Annotated in this window: 11 protein-coding genes; 3 read left to right on the forward strand and 8 right to left on the reverse strand. The window is 70.7% G+C overall.

What is annotated here, in order from left to right; translation table 11 throughout:
• Positions 1-171: 171 nt before the first annotated feature.
• Entirely contained in the window at positions 172-1938 is a 1767-nt protein-coding gene (gene arc / locus AB0E88_RS07715; protein ID WP_361625483.1) for a proteasome ATPase, read from the reverse strand.
• Positions 1939-2188: 250 nt separating this feature from the next.
• On the opposite strand from arc, the gene AB0E88_RS07720 reads away from it, so the two are divergent.
• Entirely contained in the window at positions 2189-2488 is a 300-nt protein-coding gene (locus AB0E88_RS07720; protein ID WP_361625486.1) for a ferredoxin, read from the forward strand.
• A gap of 115 nt (positions 2489-2603) precedes the next feature.
• Here the strand turns inward: AB0E88_RS07720 and AB0E88_RS07725 are convergent, their stop codons facing one another.
• From AB0E88_RS07725 to AB0E88_RS07735, 3 genes are all read right to left on the reverse strand, one after another.
• Positions 2604-3170, reverse strand: coding sequence for a hypothetical protein (locus AB0E88_RS07725; RefSeq protein WP_361625489.1), 567 nt, complete (start codon positions 3168-3170; stop codon positions 2604-2606).
• A gap of 199 nt (positions 3171-3369) precedes the next feature.
• Positions 3370-4272 carry a tRNA (adenine-N1)-methyltransferase gene (locus AB0E88_RS07730; RefSeq protein ID WP_361625492.1) on the reverse strand — a complete coding sequence of 301 codons (903 nt, stop codon included), beginning with the start codon at positions 4270-4272 and terminating at the stop codon, positions 3370-3372.
• Positions 4273-4334: 62 nt separating this feature from the next.
• On the reverse strand, positions 4335-5996 hold the full coding sequence (locus tag AB0E88_RS07735; RefSeq protein WP_361625495.1) for a site-2 protease family protein: 1662 nt from the start codon (positions 5994-5996) through the stop codon (positions 4335-4337).
• A 715-nt stretch (positions 5997-6711) separates the two neighbouring features.
• On the opposite strand from AB0E88_RS07735, the gene AB0E88_RS07740 reads away from it, so the two are divergent.
• Together AB0E88_RS07740 and AB0E88_RS07745 are read left to right on the forward strand one after the other, a co-directional pair.
• Entirely contained in the window at positions 6712-7686 is a 975-nt protein-coding gene (locus tag AB0E88_RS07740; RefSeq protein ID WP_361625956.1) for a RecB family exonuclease, read from the forward strand.
• A gap of 120 nt (positions 7687-7806) precedes the next feature.
• Entirely contained in the window at positions 7807-8478 is a 672-nt protein-coding gene (locus AB0E88_RS07745) for a response regulator transcription factor (protein ID WP_361625498.1), read from the forward strand.
• A 124-nt stretch (positions 8479-8602) separates the two neighbouring features.
• Here the strand turns inward: AB0E88_RS07745 and AB0E88_RS07750 are convergent, their stop codons facing one another.
• The 4 genes from AB0E88_RS07750 to metH form a co-directional block, all read right to left on the reverse strand.
• Positions 8603-10183: an ABC transporter substrate-binding protein gene (locus AB0E88_RS07750; RefSeq protein ID WP_361625501.1), complete on the reverse strand. Its 1581-nt coding sequence runs from the start codon at positions 10181-10183 to the stop codon at positions 8603-8605.
• Positions 10184-10252: 69 nt separating this feature from the next.
• Positions 10253-11857 carry an ABC transporter substrate-binding protein gene (locus AB0E88_RS07755; RefSeq protein WP_361625504.1) on the reverse strand — a complete coding sequence of 535 codons (1605 nt, stop codon included), beginning with the start codon at positions 11855-11857 and terminating at the stop codon, positions 10253-10255.
• 433 nt (positions 11858-12290) lie between these two features.
• Entirely contained in the window at positions 12291-12992 is a 702-nt protein-coding gene (locus AB0E88_RS07760) for an HAD family phosphatase (RefSeq protein WP_361625507.1), read from the reverse strand.
• A 125-nt stretch (positions 12993-13117) separates the two neighbouring features.
• Entirely contained in the window at positions 13118-16630 is a 3513-nt protein-coding gene (gene metH / locus AB0E88_RS07765) for a methionine synthase (RefSeq protein ID WP_361625510.1), read from the reverse strand.
• Between the last annotated feature and the right edge of the window lie 238 nt (positions 16631-16868).

Genomic DNA, 16868 nt, shown 5'->3' on the forward strand with positions numbered 1-16868 from the left:
GCGGTGCCCCTCCCCGCACTGCGCGTTCGGGCGGTACGGAAGAGCCTAGAACGCCTTTGCGCTGGTGGGGAGATCATTTGCGTCTTTGCCTTGTGTGCTGTGCCCCGGATGTGCCCGGAAAAAACAGCGGGCTGCGGGTACCCGGTGAGGGCACCCGCAGCCGCCCTGTTTTTACAGGTACTGTCCGGTGTTCGCCACCGTGTCGATGGAGCGTCCGGTGTCCGCGCCCTGCTTTCCGGTGATGAGGGTGCGGATGTAGACGATCCGCTCGCCCTTCTTTCCGGAGATCCGGGCCCAGTCGTCCGGGTTGGTGGTGTTCGGAAGGTCCTCGTTCTCCTTGAACTCGTCCACGCATGCCTGGAGGAGGTGGGAGACGCGCAGGCCCTTCTGGTTCTTTTCCAGGAAGTCCTTGATCGCCATCTTCTTGGCCCGGCCCACGATGTTCTCGATCATGGCTCCGGAGTTGAAGTCCTTGAAGTACAGGACTTCCTTGTCACCGTTGGCGTAGGTGACCTCCAGGAAGCGGTTCTCCTCGGATTCCGCGTACATGTGCTCGACCGCGGTCTGGATCATGGCCTGGACCGTGGCGGACTTGTCGCTGCCGTGTTCGGCGAGGTCGTCGCCGTGCAGCGGGAGGCGCTCGGTGAGGTACTTGCCGAAGATGTCCTTGGCGGCTTCGGCGTCCGGGCGCTCGATCTTGATCTTCACGTCGAGCCGGCCGGGCCGCAGGATGGCGGGGTCGATCATGTCCTCGCGGTTGGAGGCGCCGATGACGACCACGTTCTGCAGGCCTTCCACGCCGTCGATCTCGGCGAGCAGCTGCGGGACGATGGTGTTCTCCACGTCCGAGCTGACGCCGGAGCCCCGGGTGCGGAAGAGGGACTCCATCTCGTCGAAGAAGACGATCACGGGGGTGCCCTCGGAGGCCTTCTCCCGGGCCCGCTGGAAGACCAGGCGGATCTGCCGCTCGGTCTCACCGACGTACTTGTTCAGCAGCTCGGGGCCCTTGATGTTGAGGAAGAAGCTCTTGCCGGCGGCCTGGCCGGTGACCTCGGCGACCTTCTTGGCCAGCGAGTTCGCGACGGCCTTGGCGATCAGCGTCTTACCACATCCGGGGGGACCGTAGAGCAGCACGCCCTTGGGCGGCCGCAGTTCGTGCTCCTTGAACAGGTCGGGGTACAGGTAGGGAAGCTCGACGGCGTCGCGGATGGCCTCGATCTGGCCGCCGAGGCCGCCGATGGCCTCGTAGCCGATGTCGGGGACCTCTTCGAGGACGAGTTCCTCGACCTCGCTCTTGGGCACGACCTCGTAGACGTAGCCGGAGCGGGGCTCGAGCAGGAGCGCGTCGCCGGGGCGGATGGTGACGTCCAGCAGCGGCTCGGCGAGCCGCACCACCCGTTCCTCGTCGGTGTGCCCGAGCACCAGGGCGCGCTCGCCGTCCTCGAGGATTTCCTTGAGGGTGACGATGTCGCCGACGCTCTCGTACTCCATGGCCTCGACCACGTTGAGCGCCTCGTTGAGCATGACCTCCTGGCCACGCCTGAGGTCGTCGAGTTCGACGTTGGGGCTGACGTTCACGCGGAGCTTGCGGCCGCCGGTGAAGATGTCGGCGGTGCCGTCCTCGTTGGCCTGCAGGAAGACGCCGAAGCCGGCGGGCGGCTGGGCGAGCCGGTCGACTTCCTCCTTGAGGGCCACGATCTGGTCGCGGGCCTCTCGCAGTGTGTTCGCGAGCCGCTCGTTCTGGGCGGACACGCCGGCCAGGTTGGTCTGCAGCTCGACGATCCGCTCTTCGAGAATCCTCGTGTGCCGCGGAGAGTCGGCGAGCTTGCGCCGCAGGACGGCGATCTCCTGCTCAAGGTAGGCAACCTGCCCGGTCGGGTCGTCGGACCCGCGTCCCGGGCGGATGCCGCGGTCAATGTCGTCGTCGTGGGCTGCCACGGTCCTCACCTCCTCCAAGGGGAGCTGGACGCTTCCAGACCCTACCTGGGCGGGTGTCGATTGAAACCCCTAGATCACAAAGACGGTCGGGGTGTGTCCGATCTTCACCCTTGCGCTCTCCCTCACGCCAGGGGAATACCCACCGAACATGATTGGAAAGCGGGCCCAGGTAGGGTCGAAGTGTTCAACACCCGTCAGAGCCTGCATCGTTCCCGTGCGGCTCGACCGTAAACGGCAGGAGAGGTGAGTCGTGCAGCAGGAGGCCGCGTCCGCGGACGAGGCGCTGGAGGTCTGGATCGATCAGGACCTGTGTACCGGCGACGGCATCTGCGCCCAGTACGCGCCGGAGGTGTTCGAGCTGGACATCGACGGTCTGGCCTACGTCAAGGGTGCGGGAGACGAGCTGCTGCAGGCGCCGGGGGCGACGACGCCGGTGCCGTTGCCGTTGCTGACGGACGTGGTGGATTCGGCCCGTGAGTGCCCGGGTGAGTGCATCCATGTGCGCCGGGTCGGCGACGGGGTCGAGGTCTACGGCCCCGACGCGGAGTGACCGTCCGGGCGCCGGGGGTTAAGTCGTCTTCAAGACGCTTTCGAGGGCGGTCTCGCGCGACGCGCGCGTGACCGCCCTGCGGTGTGTCTGGTTTCTCACAGCACAGTGACGTGGATCACACGCTGTGCGCCTGGGCCGGGGTGGAGCGGACGAACGTCCCGTCCTTCCACTGCCACTTCACGCTCCGGCGGACGTCGGGGCAGCAGGCGGGCACGTCGTCGGAGGAGTAGCCGAGCAGCGTGGCGTGCACGGCCCGGTCGTGTACGGCGATGTCGCTGACGTCGGTGCGGTCCTTGGGGTCGGCCAGGGTCGCGACGATGCGGGGCCGGCCGGTGCCGGACGCGTGCGTGAGGACGTAGACGCCGTCGGGCGGGGTGCCCATGGGGGCGTCGCAGTGCACGACGGCGACGGTCTCGGGCCGGTGGTCGCCGTCGAGGTCGCCGGTGGCCTGCTTGACGACGACGGCCTTGACGGGGCCGCAGTCCAGGGGGAAGGCCACACCGGTGGTGGCGGGGGCGGCGACGGTGGTGGTTTCCGCGCCCGGCGTCGGGGCAGCCGTGGCCGTGCGGGGTTGCAGCAGGGAGGACAGCGCGACGACGCCGGCGAGGGCGGTGGCGGTCGCGAGCCAGTGGATGGGACGGGTGTGCGTGTGGGCCAGTTCCGGGACGGCGGAGTGCTGCACTAGGAGTGTCTCCTGTGAGGGCTGTGCCGGTGGGGGTGGCCTGCATGGTGCCACACGTCACAGTGAGGCGGAACGGCGGGGTGCGCCCGGGTTCCCGCCGGTGTGACGCGGGCGCAAGACGACGGCGCCGTGGCCGAGTTCCGCGCGGGGTGCGGGAACTGGGCCACGGCGCCGGTGCGTTGCCGTGGTGGGGCGTGCCTCAGCGGCCGAGGCCGCCGTCGGCGTTGGGGCCGCTGTAGTCCTCGCCGTAGGCGCCCTTGGCGGGGCGGCGGCGGCGCATGGGCGGCTCGACGCCGTCGGCGAGGCGGCGGGCGGTGAGGAGGAAGCCGGTGTGGCCGATCATCCGGTGGTCCGGGCGTACGGCCAGGCCCTCGATGTGCCAGTTGCGGATCATGGTCTCCCAGGCGGTCGGCTCGTTGAAGCCGCCGAGCTCCCGGATGGATTCCACGGTCCGGGCGAGCTGGGTGGTGGTGGCGACGTAGCAGCAGAGGATGCCGCCGGGCACCAGCGCCTTGGAGACGGCCTCGAGGCACTCCCAGGGGGCGAGCATGTCGAGGATGACGCGGTCGACGTCGGTGTCGGACAGGTTGTCCTGGAGGTCGCCGACGGTGAGCTGCCAGGCCGGGTGCGGGCCGCCGAAGTAGCGTTCCACGTTCTGCTGGGCGATCTCCGCGAAGTCCTCGCGGCGCTCGTAGCTGTGCAGCATGCCCTGGTCGCCGATGGCCCGCAGCAGGAAGCTGCTGAGGGAGCCCGAGCCGACGCCGGCCTCCACGACGCGGGCGCCGGGGAAGATGTCGGCGAAGGCGAGGATCTGACCCGCGTCCTTCGGGTAGACGACGGCTGCCCCGCGGGGCATGGACAGGACGTAGTCGGGGAGCAGGGGGCGCAGCGCGAGGTAGGCGACGTTGCCGGTGGTGCGGACAACGCTGCCCTCGGGAGCGCCGATCAGTTCGTCGTGCGGGAAGCTCCCCTTGTGGGTGTGGAAGTTCTTCCCGGCCTCGAGCGTGAACGTGTAGTGGCGGCCCTTGGGGTCGGTCAGCTGTACCTGGTCCCCGACCTTGAAGGGCCCGCGTCGGCGGGCGGCACCGGTCGGTTCGGACATGTGACCAGCCTACCGGGGTTTGCGGGGGCCGAGGACCACACCCCGGCCGGGGTGCGCGGGGCTCAGCTGGGGCGGGCCATGGCCTTGACGAAGGCGCGCTCGACGTCGGCGGCGGACAGGACGCCGTAGATCTCGCCGGTGTCCTCGACCACGAGGTATTCGGTGGCGGGGGTGGCGCGCAGGACTTCCAGGAGGTCCTCGCCGGCCAGTTCGGCGGAGACGCGCATGCCGTCGGTGAGGTCCTGGGCGAGGTTGCCGGCCGTGACCCAGGGGCGGCGGTGTTCGGGTACGCCGACGATGGCGGCCTCGCGGACGAGGGAGAGGGGTTCGCCGTCGGTGTCGACGACGACGAGGGCGCGGGCGCCGGCCTCGTTGGCGCGGCGCAGGGCCTCGGAGAGCGGGGTGTCGGTGTGGACGGGGACCGCGCGGCGGGTGAGGTTGCGGGCACGCAGCTCGGGCAGGTGCTCGCGCAGGCGGGCGACGCGCAGGCTGTTGCCGGCGCCGGTCCAGATGATCGCGGCGAGGATGGCGGCGAGCAGGGCGTCGGTGACGGTGTCCATGCCGACGCTGTCCTCGGCGGTGGAGCCGAGGGCGCCGGACTGGGTGAGCAGCGGCAGGCCGATCAGGACGGAGACGGCGAGGGCGCGGCCGACCCAGGCGGCGGCGATGGTGCCGCTCATGGGCCTGCCGGTGATCTTCCAGACGACGGCGCGGAGCATGCGGCCGCCGTCGAGGGGCAGGCCGGGCAGGAAGTTGAAGATCGCCACGATGAGGTTGGAGACCATCAGGCCGGCGAGCAGGACGCCGGGGACGGTGCCGGGTTCGACGGGCTGCATGGCGAGGTAGAACACGCCGGCGAGGACGAGGGAGAGCAGCGGGCCGACGAAGGCCAGGACGAACTCCCGTCCGGGGCTCTCGGCCTCCTTCTCGATCTCGCTGACGCCGCCGAAGAACTGCAGCCGGATGCGGCGCACCGGGAGCTTGAAGCGCAGGGCGGCGACGGTGTGGGCCAGCTCGTGCACGAGCACGGAGGCGTAGAAGGCGACGGCGAAGAAGAGGGAGACGAGGTAGCGGGCGGCGCCGAGGTCGGGCAGCACGCGGTCGAGCTGGCCGCCGAAGACCCAGGTGATCAGCGCGGCGACGAGGAACCAGCTGGGCGCGACGTACACGGGCACGCCGAAGGGGCGGCCCATGAGCAGCCCGCTGCGCGGCTCCGGCGGCCGCGGGGGGCGTCCGCCGGGTCCCGCGTGGGCGTGGCTGCGGTCGGGGTGCTGATCCTGACCGGCGATGTGGTGGGCCCGCTCGGCATTGCGGGGGGTGTGCGGGTCGCGCCCGGGCGCGGCGGCCTCGCCGGGGGCGGGCGTCACGGGGGCGTCGGGGACCGGGGCCGCGCCGGAGGGCGCGTCGTCGCCGGCCGGCGCGGCGTGGGGCCGGGCCGGTGCCGGTTCGTCGCCGGAGGGCGCGGGCCGGGCCGGTTTCGTGGAGCCGTCCCGGGCGGGAGGCTCCCCGGGGGTCGGCTCGTCGCCGGAGTGGGTGGCGGAGGGGCCGGGGGCCGGGGCGTCGGCGGGGGTGGCGTCCTCCGGGCCGGCCTGGCCGGACGACCCGGGGGGATCGGCGGGGTCGGGGTGTGCGGGGGCGGCGGGCGGGGTGGGCAGGCCGGTGTGGGGCTCGGCCGCCTCGTCGTCGCCCGACCGCGGCTGCGCGCTCCGGCCGCTCTCGTCCACGTGGTCCCCTCGATCGCAGCGTCTTCCGAGCCGGCCGGCCGGAAGCGGTCTCGGGTCGATGGTATGCGTCCGTCGCGGCGTGTTCCGCCCCGGCACCCCCTGTGTTCGCCGTGCCGTACGCCACCGGCGGCGCCGCGGGTTGGGTCACTGTCAGTGGCGGGCCTTAAGGTCTTGGGGCATGGAGACGAGCAGCGAGGACACGGCCGGGCAGGGCGGCGGCGACACCGGTACGGTGGCGCCGCGCCCGGACGCGCCAGGCGTGGCGGGGGCGCACGGGCCCCTCGCCGCGACGGTGCCGGGCCAGGAGACGGGGCGCGGGGTCGCGGCGGCGGACATGCCGTCGATACGACCGGCAGCCGACGCGTCCCCGGAACCCGCAGCCGACGCGTCCTCGCAGCCCGACGCCCCGGCCGCTGCGCCCTCGGGCCCCGCAGAGGCGTCCGGCCCGGAGCCCACGGAGGTCGCGCCCTCGGGCCCCGCAGACACCGCCGACCCGGAGCCCACCGAGATCGCGCCCTCGGAGGCAGCTGCCCCCGTCGCGCCCTCGGAACCCGCAGAGGCCGCCGGCCCGGAGCCCACCGCCGTCGCGCCCTCGGAAGCCGCTGCCCCCGTGACGCCCTCGGAACCCGCAGACACCGCCGGCCCGGAGCCCACCGCCACCGCGTGCTCGGAGGCCGTTGCCGCCGGCGGGTCCTCGGAAGCCGCTGTCCCCTCCATCGCGTCCCCGGGAACCGTCGGCTCCGCCGCCGAGCCCGCCGTGCTCACGGCCGGTGATGACGTGCTGGCCGTGGCGGCTCTTCCCTCGTCCTCGGCGGAGGACGGGCATCCGGAGGCCGTCGCCCCCGTCGCACCGCGGCCGGACCGCACGGCGCCCGTCAGCCTGTCGCCCTCCCGCGCGGGTGACTTCATGCGGTGCCCGCTGCTGTACCGGTTCCGGGTGATCGACCGGCTGCCGGAGAAGCCGAGCGCGGCGGCCACGCGGGGCACGCTGGTGCACGCGGTGCTGGAGCGGCTGTTCGACGCCCCTGCGGCCGAGCGGACCGCGCCGCGCGCCAAGTCACTGATCCCGGGCCAGTGGGAGCGGCTGCGGGAGAGCCGCCCGGAGGTCACCGAGCTGTTCGCCGACGATCCGGACGGTGAGCGCCTGGCGCGGTGGCTGGCGGAGGCCGAACAGCTCGTGGAGCGCTGGTTCACGCTGGAGGATCCGACGCGTCTGGAGCCGGCGGAGCGTGAGCTGTTCGTCGAGGCGGAGCTGGAGTCGGGGCTGACCCTGCGCGGCATCATCGACCGGGTGGACGTCGCGCCCACCGGTGAGGTGCGGATCGTCGACTACAAGACCGGCAAGGCGCCGCGGCCCGAGTACGCCGAGGGCGCGCTGTTCCAGATGAAGTTCTACGCCCTCGTCGTGTGGCGGCTGAAGAACGTCGTTCCCCGGCGGTTGCAGCTGGTGTACCTCGGCAGTGGTGACGTCCTGACCTACGATCCGGTCCTCGCCGACCTGGAGCGGGTGGAGCGCAAGCTGCTGGCGCTGTGGGACGCGATCCGGCGGGCCACCGAGACCGGTGAGTGGCGGCCGCGGCCGACGAAGCTGTGCGGCTGGTGCGACCACCAGGCGCACTGTCCGGAGTTCGGCGGCACTCCCCCGCCGTATCCGCTGCCGGTGCGTACGGCCGGCTCCGGCGGCGCCTGAGCCGCCGGTCCGCCCCGCACGGCGCGGCGCGACCCCGGAGGATCGGCGCCGGCTGCCCCGGGGGCGGTCCGGGTGGCGGGTGCAGGGCAGAATGGGCCCGGACGAGCGAAGGAGACTTACGTGGCCATCCGTGTCCTACTGGTCGACGACCAGCCGCTGCTGCGTACGGGCTTCCGGATGATCCTGGAGGCCGAGCAGGACATCGCGGTCGTCGGCGAGGCCGGGGACGGCCTCCAGGCACTCGACCAGGTGCGCGCCCTGCAGCCCGACGTGGTGCTGATGGACATCCGCATGCCCCGCATGGACGGCGTGGAGGCGACCCGGCAGATCACCGGACCGGAGCGCAACGGTCCGGCGAAGGTGCTGGTGCTGACGACCTTCGACCTCGACGAGTACGTGGTGGAGGCGCTGCGTGCGGGGGCGAGCGGCTTCCTGCTGAAGGACGCGCCGGCGAACGAGCTGGTGCAGGCGATCCGTGTGGTGGCCGGCGGCGAGGCGATGCTCGCGCCGAGCATCACCCGGCGGCTGCTCGACAAGTACGCCACCCACCTGCCGTCCGGCGAGGAGCCGGTGCCGGACACGCTGCACACGCTGACCGACCGTGAGGTCGAGGTGCTGAAGCTGGTGGCGCGGGGGCTGTCGAACGCCGAGATCGCCGCCGACCTGTTCGTCAGCGAGACCACCGTCAAGACGCATGTGGGCCACGTGCTGACGAAGCTGGGCCTGCGCGACCGCGTGCAGGCCGCGGTGTACGCCTACGAGAGCGGCCTGGTGCGCCCCGGCGCCCAGTAGAACGCCCCTTCTCTCCACGCCTCGTGAGGGCGCCCCTCCCCCGGATGTCCGGGGCAAGGGGCGCTCTTTCGTTCGTGGCCGGGCGGCCGGCGCGGGGGCCGGCGCTCGGCGGGGGAGCCGGCGGTCAGCCCTTGTGCAGCTCCCAGAAGCGGAACACGGTCGAGGCGTCGAGGCAGGACTCGAGGCCGTAGACGCCGTCGCGCACCACCGCGTACTGCTTGCCCTGCCACACGGGCAGGACCGGCACGTCGTCGGCGACGATGTCCTGCAGCTCGCCGTACTCCTTGCCGGTGGAGGCGCGGTCGCTCTGGGCCGCGGTGCGCGGGATGAGCGTGCCGGTGATGGTCTTGTTGCCGTAGTTGTTGCCCAGCACGTTGCCCTTGCCGAAGAAGGGAGCGGTGAAGTTGTCGGCGTCCGGGTAGTCGGGCACCCAGCCCTTGACGTAGACGCCGTACTTGCCGGCCGCGATGTCCTTCTCGTACTGGTCGAAGGCCACCGACTTCACGTCGGCCTCGAACAGTCCGCTGGCGTTGAGCTGGCCGGCTATCGCCTTCAGTTCCGCGTCGGTGGCGGGGCCGTAGCGCGCCGGCGTGGACCACAGGGTGAGCTTGACCTTGTCGGTGATGCCCGCGGCGCGCAGTGCCTGCTTGGCCTTGGCCTGGGAGGGGCGGGCGCCGTAGGTGTTGAAGAACGATGTGGTGTGGCCCGCGATTCCGGCCGGGATGATCGAGTACAGCGGGGTCGCGGTGCCCTGGTAGACGTCCCGGATGAGGGCGTCGCGGTCGATGAGGTGGGCGATGGCCTTGCGCACGCCGGCCTTTCCGGCGACCGGGTCGTTCATGTTGAAGACCAGGTGCTGGACCTCGGCGCTGCTGCCCTCGACCACCTCGACGCCCGAACTGCCGCCGCTCTTCTGGATGTCGGCGATGTCGGTCGCGCTCAGGCCTCGGTAGGCGGCGTCGACCTTGCCGTCGAGGAGGGCCTGCTTCAGGGCCTTCTGGTCGCCGTGGAAGAACTTCAGCGTGACGCCGGAGTTCTTCACCTTGGCGGTGCCCTCGTAGTTGCCGTTGACCGAGAAGACGGCCTCTTCATCGTTGAAGGAGTCCAGCTTGTACGGGCCGGAGCCGACGGCCTTGCCGTCCTTGCGCAGACCGTTGGCGTCGTACTGGCTGTGGTCGACGATGGATCCGGCACCCGAGGCGATCTTGCTGGGGAAGGTCGCGTCGGAGGTCTTGAGCTGGAAGACGACCGTCTTGTCGTCCGGCGTCTCCACCGAGGCGAGCGAGGGGAACATGACCGCCGGGCCGGCCGCGTCGTTGATCTTCAGCATGCGGTCGAAGGAGAACTTCACGTCCTTCGAGGTGAGCGCGTCACCGTTGCTGAACTTCAGGTCGTCCTTGAGGGTGCACCGGTAGACCTGGGCCTGGGTGTCGGTGAAGCCGCACTGCTTCGCCGCCTCGGGCTGCGGCTCGGTGGCTCCCTCCGGGAAGCTGAGCAGCGACTGGAAGACGTTGTTGAACAACAGCCAGGAACCGGGGTCGTAGCCCGAGGCGGGGTCCGTGGCCAGGACGTCGTCGGACATCCCCATGACCACGGCGGACCCGGTGCCCCCGGAATCGCCGTTCTCCGTTCCGCATCCGGTCAACAGGCCGGAGGCCAGCCCGGCCACGATGGGCAGGACCGGCCACTGGTTGCGCATGTTCACGTACGTGTGCCTTGTCTTCGGTTCTCCGTCAACCCGGGGCCCTTCGACGGGCCCCGGGCACGGGGTGCGTCAGCCGCTCACACCGCGGCCGAGCTCCCACAGCTGCAGGGTCGAGGTGTTGTTGAGGGCGTAGGCGGTGCCCGTGATGTCGTCGCGCGCTGCGACGTACTGCTTACCCTGCCACAGCGGCAGAACGGGCACGTCGTCGGCCACGATGTCCTGGATGTCCGTCAGGCTCCGCCCGGCGGCGAGGCGGTCGGCCTCGCGCCGGGACTGCGGGATCAGGTGGTTGATGATCTCGCTGTTGCGGTACGGCGACTTGAGGAAGTTGTCCTTGTCGAGGAACGGCGCGAGGTAGTTGTCGGCGTCCGGGAAGTCCGGGAACCAGCCCATGCCCCACACGTCGTAGGCGCCCTTGCGCTCGGCGGGGACGAAGGCTTCCCAGGGCGTGCCCTGGAGCTGGACGTCGAACAGGCCGCTGGAGTTGAGCTGCTGCTGGAGCACCTCGAACTCCCGCTTGGTGACCGCGCCGTAGTGGTCGGTGGTGTAGTGCAGGGTCAGCTTGACCGGGGTGGAGATGCCGGCCTTCGCCAGCAGCGACTTGGCCTTGGTGGCGCTGGGCTCCCCGTACTTGTTGAAGAACGAGTTGGAGTGGCCGGTGACGGTCGCCGGGACCAGCGAGTACAGGGCCTCGGCCTGGGTGCCGTACACCTGGGAGACCAGGGCGCTGCGGTCGACGACCTGGGCGACGGCCTGGCGTACCGCCTTGTCCTTGACGGACGGGGCGTCGGTGTTGAAGGCGAGGTAGCGGATCTCCAGGCCGGGCATGTCGAGCAGGTCGATGTTCTTTCCGGAGCCGCCCTGCAGCTTGCGCACCTGGTCCGGGGACATGGTGCGGCTCATGAGGTCGATGTCGCCCTTCTCGAGGGCCGCGCCCATGGCGTCGGCGCTGTCGAAGGAGTCCAGTTCGACCTTGTCGTTGTTCACGGTCAAGGACCCCTTGTAGTCGGGGTTCTTGGTGAAGACGGCCTTGGTCATGGAGTCGCCGCTGGTCTCGGCCTTCAGGGTGTACGGCCCGGAGCCGTCCACCGTGAACCCTTCGCGCAGCTTGTCCTTGGGGTAGTCGGCGGGGTCGACGATGCCCGCGACGGGGGTGGACAGCTTGTAGGGGAAGGTCGCGTCGGCGGTCTTCAGGTGGAAGACGACCTCCTTGTCGCCCTGCGTCTCGACGGTGTCGATGGTGGACAGCAGGGCCGCGACGCCGGAGTCGGCCTGGATGGCGCGGGCCCGGTCGATGGAGTACTTCACGGCGTTCGCGGTGACGGCGTCGCCGCCCGCGAATGTCAGTCCGTCGCGCAGCTTGCAGGCGAAGCGCTCGTTGCCGCTGTCGGTGAAGCCGCAGCTCTGGGCCGCCTCGGGTACCGGCTGCCCGCCCCCCTTGGGCAGCGTCATCAGGGTCTGCACGGTCTGGCGCAGGATGTTCCAACTGCCGACGTCGTAGGCGTAGGCCGGGTCGAGCGGTGCCGGGGCGTCCTTCGTGGCGGTGAACCGGTCCGTGGTGCCGACGACGATGGCCTTCCCGCCGCTGCTGCTGCCGTCGGTGCTGCCGCACGCGGCGAGCACGGGAGCGAGCAGTCCGGCCACGGCCGGCAGCACCAAAGTCTTGCGGTTCATGCTCGAGTTTCTCCAGAGCGTCTGACTCCGTGTATCCGGCATGCAGGGGTGGCGCAGCGGAGCACGGGGGTAAGGGGCGATGTTCTCGCGATGAGATTAGTCCGCGCCCGCGAGGCGGTCCGCCGGCCGTGCAGCCGAGGCCCCATCACGCTGCGAAACCGGGCGGGGACACAACGAAAACCCGACAGGGGAAGGATTCGTGCAGGGTTTCATCAATCGGGACACAAGGGTGCGCCCTGCGGCCGCCGTTGGGGGTGAACGGCGGCGGGTCCACCCCTGTCCGCCGCTGTCGGGCGTGGGGAACGTCACACGCGCGCGGGGTGTGCGGGGGGTGCAATTCACCCGGCCGCGCGCCGTGAATTTCCGCCGGCGCGCCCCTGTCGTCCCCGAGTGGAATTTCCCGCCAATGGGGCGGGACACGCTGGGTGAACGGTTATCGCATTTCCGTCATCAGGCCGCGCAGAAAAGCGAGATCGACTTCTTCCAGCGAGGTCACGACGGTGCGCCGGGCGGCCGGGCCGATGGGGGCCACGGAGGGCACCGCGACGACGTGGCAGCCCGCGGCCTCGGCTGCCGCGACGCCGGTCGCGGTGTCCTCGACGACGGCGCAGCGCGTCGGATCGACGCCCAGGCCGGCTGCGGCGAGCAGGTAGGGGTCGGGGTGCGGTTTGGTGCGGGAGACCTCGTCCCCGGCGATGCTCAGCGAGAAGTGGTGGGGGCCGAGCGTGGTCAGCACGCGGTCGATGATGCGGCGGTGCGAGGCGGAGACCAGGGCCGTCGGCACGCCCTGCTCGTGGAGCTCCGCCAGCAGCCGGGCGGCGCCCGGCATCAGCGGCAGCGCCTCGCCGATACGGTCCTCGAAGCCCTGGTTGAGCAGGACGGTCAGCTCGGCGAGGGGGATGTCGGCGCCCGTCGCCTCGATCAGGAACCCCGCGCTGCGGGTCATGGGACCGCCGACCACGACATGGCGCCATGCGTCGTCGAGGGTGTGGCCGAGGGCGGCGAAGACCTCGACCTCGACGTCCCACCAGAAGCCCTCGGTGTCCACCAGAGTGCCGTCCATGTCCAGGAGCACGGCCTGCAGTGCGGAGCCTTCGGCCGTCTTGGTACCGGGTGCGGGGACCGTCGTCGTCATCCGGCGTACCTCCTTGGGGACGATCAGGCCGGTTCCCGACGGGAACCGGCCTGCGGTGGACCGACCAGTGTACGACGTTTTCGATCGACGTGCCCGAGATGCCGGTCACGGGCCGTCGAGCGGGGTCACCGTGCGTTGAAGTACTTCGCCTCCGGGTGGTGGATCACGATGGCGTCCGTGGACTGCTCGGGGTGGAGCTGGAACTCCTCGGACAGGTGCACGCCGATGCGCTCCGGCTGGAGCAGATCGGCGATCTTGGCGCGGTCCTCCAGGTCGGGGCAGGCGCCGTAGCCCAGCGAGAAACGGGCACCGCGGTACTTCAGCTCGAACATGCCCTCGATCTCGGCCGGGTCCTCCCCGGCGAAACCGAGTTCGGAGCGCACGCGTGCGTGCCAGTACTCGGCGAGGGCCTCCGCCAGCTGCACGGACAGGCCGTGCAGCTCCAGGTAGTCCCGGTAGGCGTTGGCCTCGAACATGCGCGCGGTTTCCTCGCCGATGCGCGAGCCCACGGTGACGACCTGGAAGCCGACGACGTCGGTCTCCCCCGACTCCTCCGGGCGGAAGAAGTCGGCCAGGCACAGCCGGCGGCCGCGGCGCTGGCGCGGGAAGGTGAACCGGGTCCGCTCGTTGCCGGCGTCGTCTAGGACGATCAGGTCATCGTCCTTGGACACGCACGGGAAGTAGCCGTAGACGACGGCCGCCTCCAGCAGGTTCTCCGTCTGCAGCCGCTCCAGCAGGCCGCGCAGCCGGGGCTGGCCCTCGGACTCGACCAGCTCCTCGTACGTGGGGCCCTCGCCGGTGCGGGCCTGCTTCAGCCCCCACTGGCCCTTGAACAGGGCGCCCTCGTCGAGCCAGGTGGCGTACTCCTTGAGCTGGATGCCCTTGATCACGCGGGTGCCCCAGAACGGCGGGGCGGGCACCGGGTTGTCGACGGCCACGTCGGAGCGCACATGCCCCTCCTGCGGCCGCTCCTCGACCTGCACGGTGGCCGCCTTGACCCGGCGCTGCTTCAGCTCCGGCAGCTTCGCCCCGGGCACCCCCCGCTTGATGCCGATCAGCGCGTCCATCAGACGCAGCCCCTCGAAGGCGTCCCGGGCGTAGCGGACCTCGCCCTGGTAGATCTCGTGCAGGTCCTGCTCGACATACGCCCGGGTCAGCGCGGCCCCGCCGAGGATGACCGGATACTTCCCGGCCAGCTCACGCTGGTTGAGCTCCTCCAGGTTCTCCTTCATGATCACCGTCGACTTCACCAGCAGCCCGGACATGCCGATCACATCGGCCCGGTGCTCCTCGGCGGCCTCCAGGATCGCGGAGACGGGCTGCTTGATGCCCAGGTTGACCACGTTGTAGCCGTTGTTGGACAGGATGATGTCGACGAGGTTCTTACCGATGTCGTGCACGTCCCCGCGCACCGTGGCCAGCACGATCGTGCCCTTGCCCGCCTCGTCCGTCTTCTCCATGTGCGGCTCCAGATGCGCCACCGCAGTCTTCATCACCTCGGCCGACTGGAGCACGAACGGCAGCTGCATCTGGCCCGAGCCGAACAGCTCACCGACCACCTTCATGCCGTCCAGCAGCGTCTCGTTGACGATGTCGAGGGCGGAACGGGAGGCCAGCGCCTCGTCGAGGTCGGCCTCCAGGCCGTTGCGTTCGCCGTCGATGATGCGCCGCTTGAGACGCTCCTCCAGCGGCAGCGCGGCCAGCTCCTGCGCCTTGGACGCCTTCAGCGACTTCGCCGTCGCACCCTCGAACAGCTGCATCAGCTTCTGCAGCGGGTCATACCCCTCGGCACGCCGGTCATGGATCAGATCCAGCGCCGTGCGCACCTGCTCCTCGTCGAACCGGGCGATCGGCAGGATCTTCGAGGCGTGCACGATCGCCGAGTCCAGCCCCGCCTTCACACACTCGTCCAGGAACACACTGTTCAGCAGGATCCGCGCGGCCGGGTTCAACCCGAAGCTGATGTTGGACAGGCCCAGGGTGGTCTGCACGTTGGGGTGGCGGCGCTTGAGCTCGCGGATGCCCTCGATGGTGGCGATGCCGTCCTTGCGGGACTCCTCCTGACCGGTACAGATCGTGAAGGTCAGGCAGTCGATGAGGATGTCCTCCTCACGGATGCCCCAGTTCCCCGTCAGGTCGGCGATCAGCCGTTCGGCGATCTCCACCTTCTTCTCCGCCGTGCGCGCCTGGCCCTCCTCGTCGATGGTCAGCGCGATCAGCGCCGCACCGTGCTCCTTCGCCAGAGCCGTGACCTTCGCGAAGCGGGACTCGGGACCGTCACCGTCCTCGTAGTTCACCGAGTTGATCACCGCACGGCCGCCCAGCTTCTCCAGCCCGGCCCGGATCACCGGCACCTCCGTGGAGTCCAGCACGACCGGCAGCGTCGAAGCCGTCGCGAACCGCCCCGCCAGCTCCTCCATGTCCGCCACGCCGTCCCGGCCGACGTAGTCCACGCACAGGTCGAGCATGTGCGCGCCCTCACGGATCTGCTCGCGGGCCATCTCCACACAGTCGTCCCAGCGGCCCTCCAGCATCGCCTCACGGAACTTCTTCGACCCGTTGGCGTTCGTGCGCTCACCGATCGCGAGGTAGGCGGTGTCCTGCCGGAACGGCACCGTCTGATACAGCGACGCCGCGCCCGGCTCCGGACGCGGATCACGCTCACCCGGCGCCAGCCCCCGCACCCGCTCCACGACCTGCCGCAGATGCTCCGGAGTCGTACCGCAGCAGCCACCCACCAGGGACAGCCCGTAGTCCCGGACGAAGTTCTCCTGCGCGTCCGCCAGACCCTCCGGCCCCAACGGGAAGTGCGCGCCGTCCTTGGTCAGGATCGGCAGACCCGCGTTCGGCATGCAGAGCAGCGGGATACGGGAGTGGCGGGTCAGATAGCGCAGGTGCTCGCTCATCTCCGCCGGGCCGGTCGAGCAGTTCAAACCGATCATGTCGATGCCCAGTGGCTCCAGCGCGGTCAGCGCCGCACCGATCTCCGAGCCCAGCAGCATCGTGCCGGTCGTCTCGAACGCCATCGACACCAGCAGCGGCACGTCGAGACCGGCCGTCTCGATGGCGCGGCGGGCGGCGACGACGGAAGCCTTGGTCTGCAGCAGGTCCTGCGTGGTCTCCACGATCAGGGCGTCGGCGCCGCCCGCGAGCAGGCCCTCGGCGTTCGCCTGGTAGCCGTCGCGGATGGTCGTGTAGCCGACGTGGCCGAGCGTGGGCAGCTTGGTGCCGGGTCCGACCGAGCCGAGCACCCAGCGGGGGCGGCCGTCGCGGGCGGCGAACTCGTCGGCCACCTCACGGGCGATGCGCGCACCGGCCTCGGACAGCTCGAAGACACGGTCGGAGATCTCGTACTCGGCGGCGGCCGTGTGGTTGGCGCCGAAGGTGTTGGTCTCCACGCAGTCCACGCCGGCCGCGAAGTACTCCTCGTGGACCGAGCGCACGATGTCCGGGCGGGTGACGTTCAGGATCTCGTTGCAGCCCTCGAGCTGCTGGAAGTCGTCCAGGGTGGGGTCCTGCGCCTGGAGCATGGTGCCCATCGCACCGTCGGCGACCACCACACGGGTGGCGAGCGCCTCTCGGAGCGCGGACACACGGGTCCGGCTGTCGGCGGAAGGGGTCAGCGGCGACGAGGCCATGAAGGGGCTCCCTTGGATGCGACGGCTGTCGGCTATGCGGCTTCGCGGCGGTTTTCAGGCGAGGCGCACGGCGCCAGCGTAACCGGGACGCATCAAGGATGGGCAGAGCGTCCACGAGGCGGACGGGCGGAGCCGGGAGACGCACGGCCGTGAGCAGCCGCGCGGGCGGGTCCGGGGGAGCGCGGCGAACGGGTGAAGAGGGGCCGGGCGGATGAAGTGAAGAGGGCCCGGGCGGCCG

The sequence above is a fragment of the Streptomyces sp. NPDC028635 genome, from assembly GCF_040637635.1.
GTDB lineage: Bacteria > Actinomycetota > Actinomycetes > Streptomycetales > Streptomycetaceae > Streptomyces.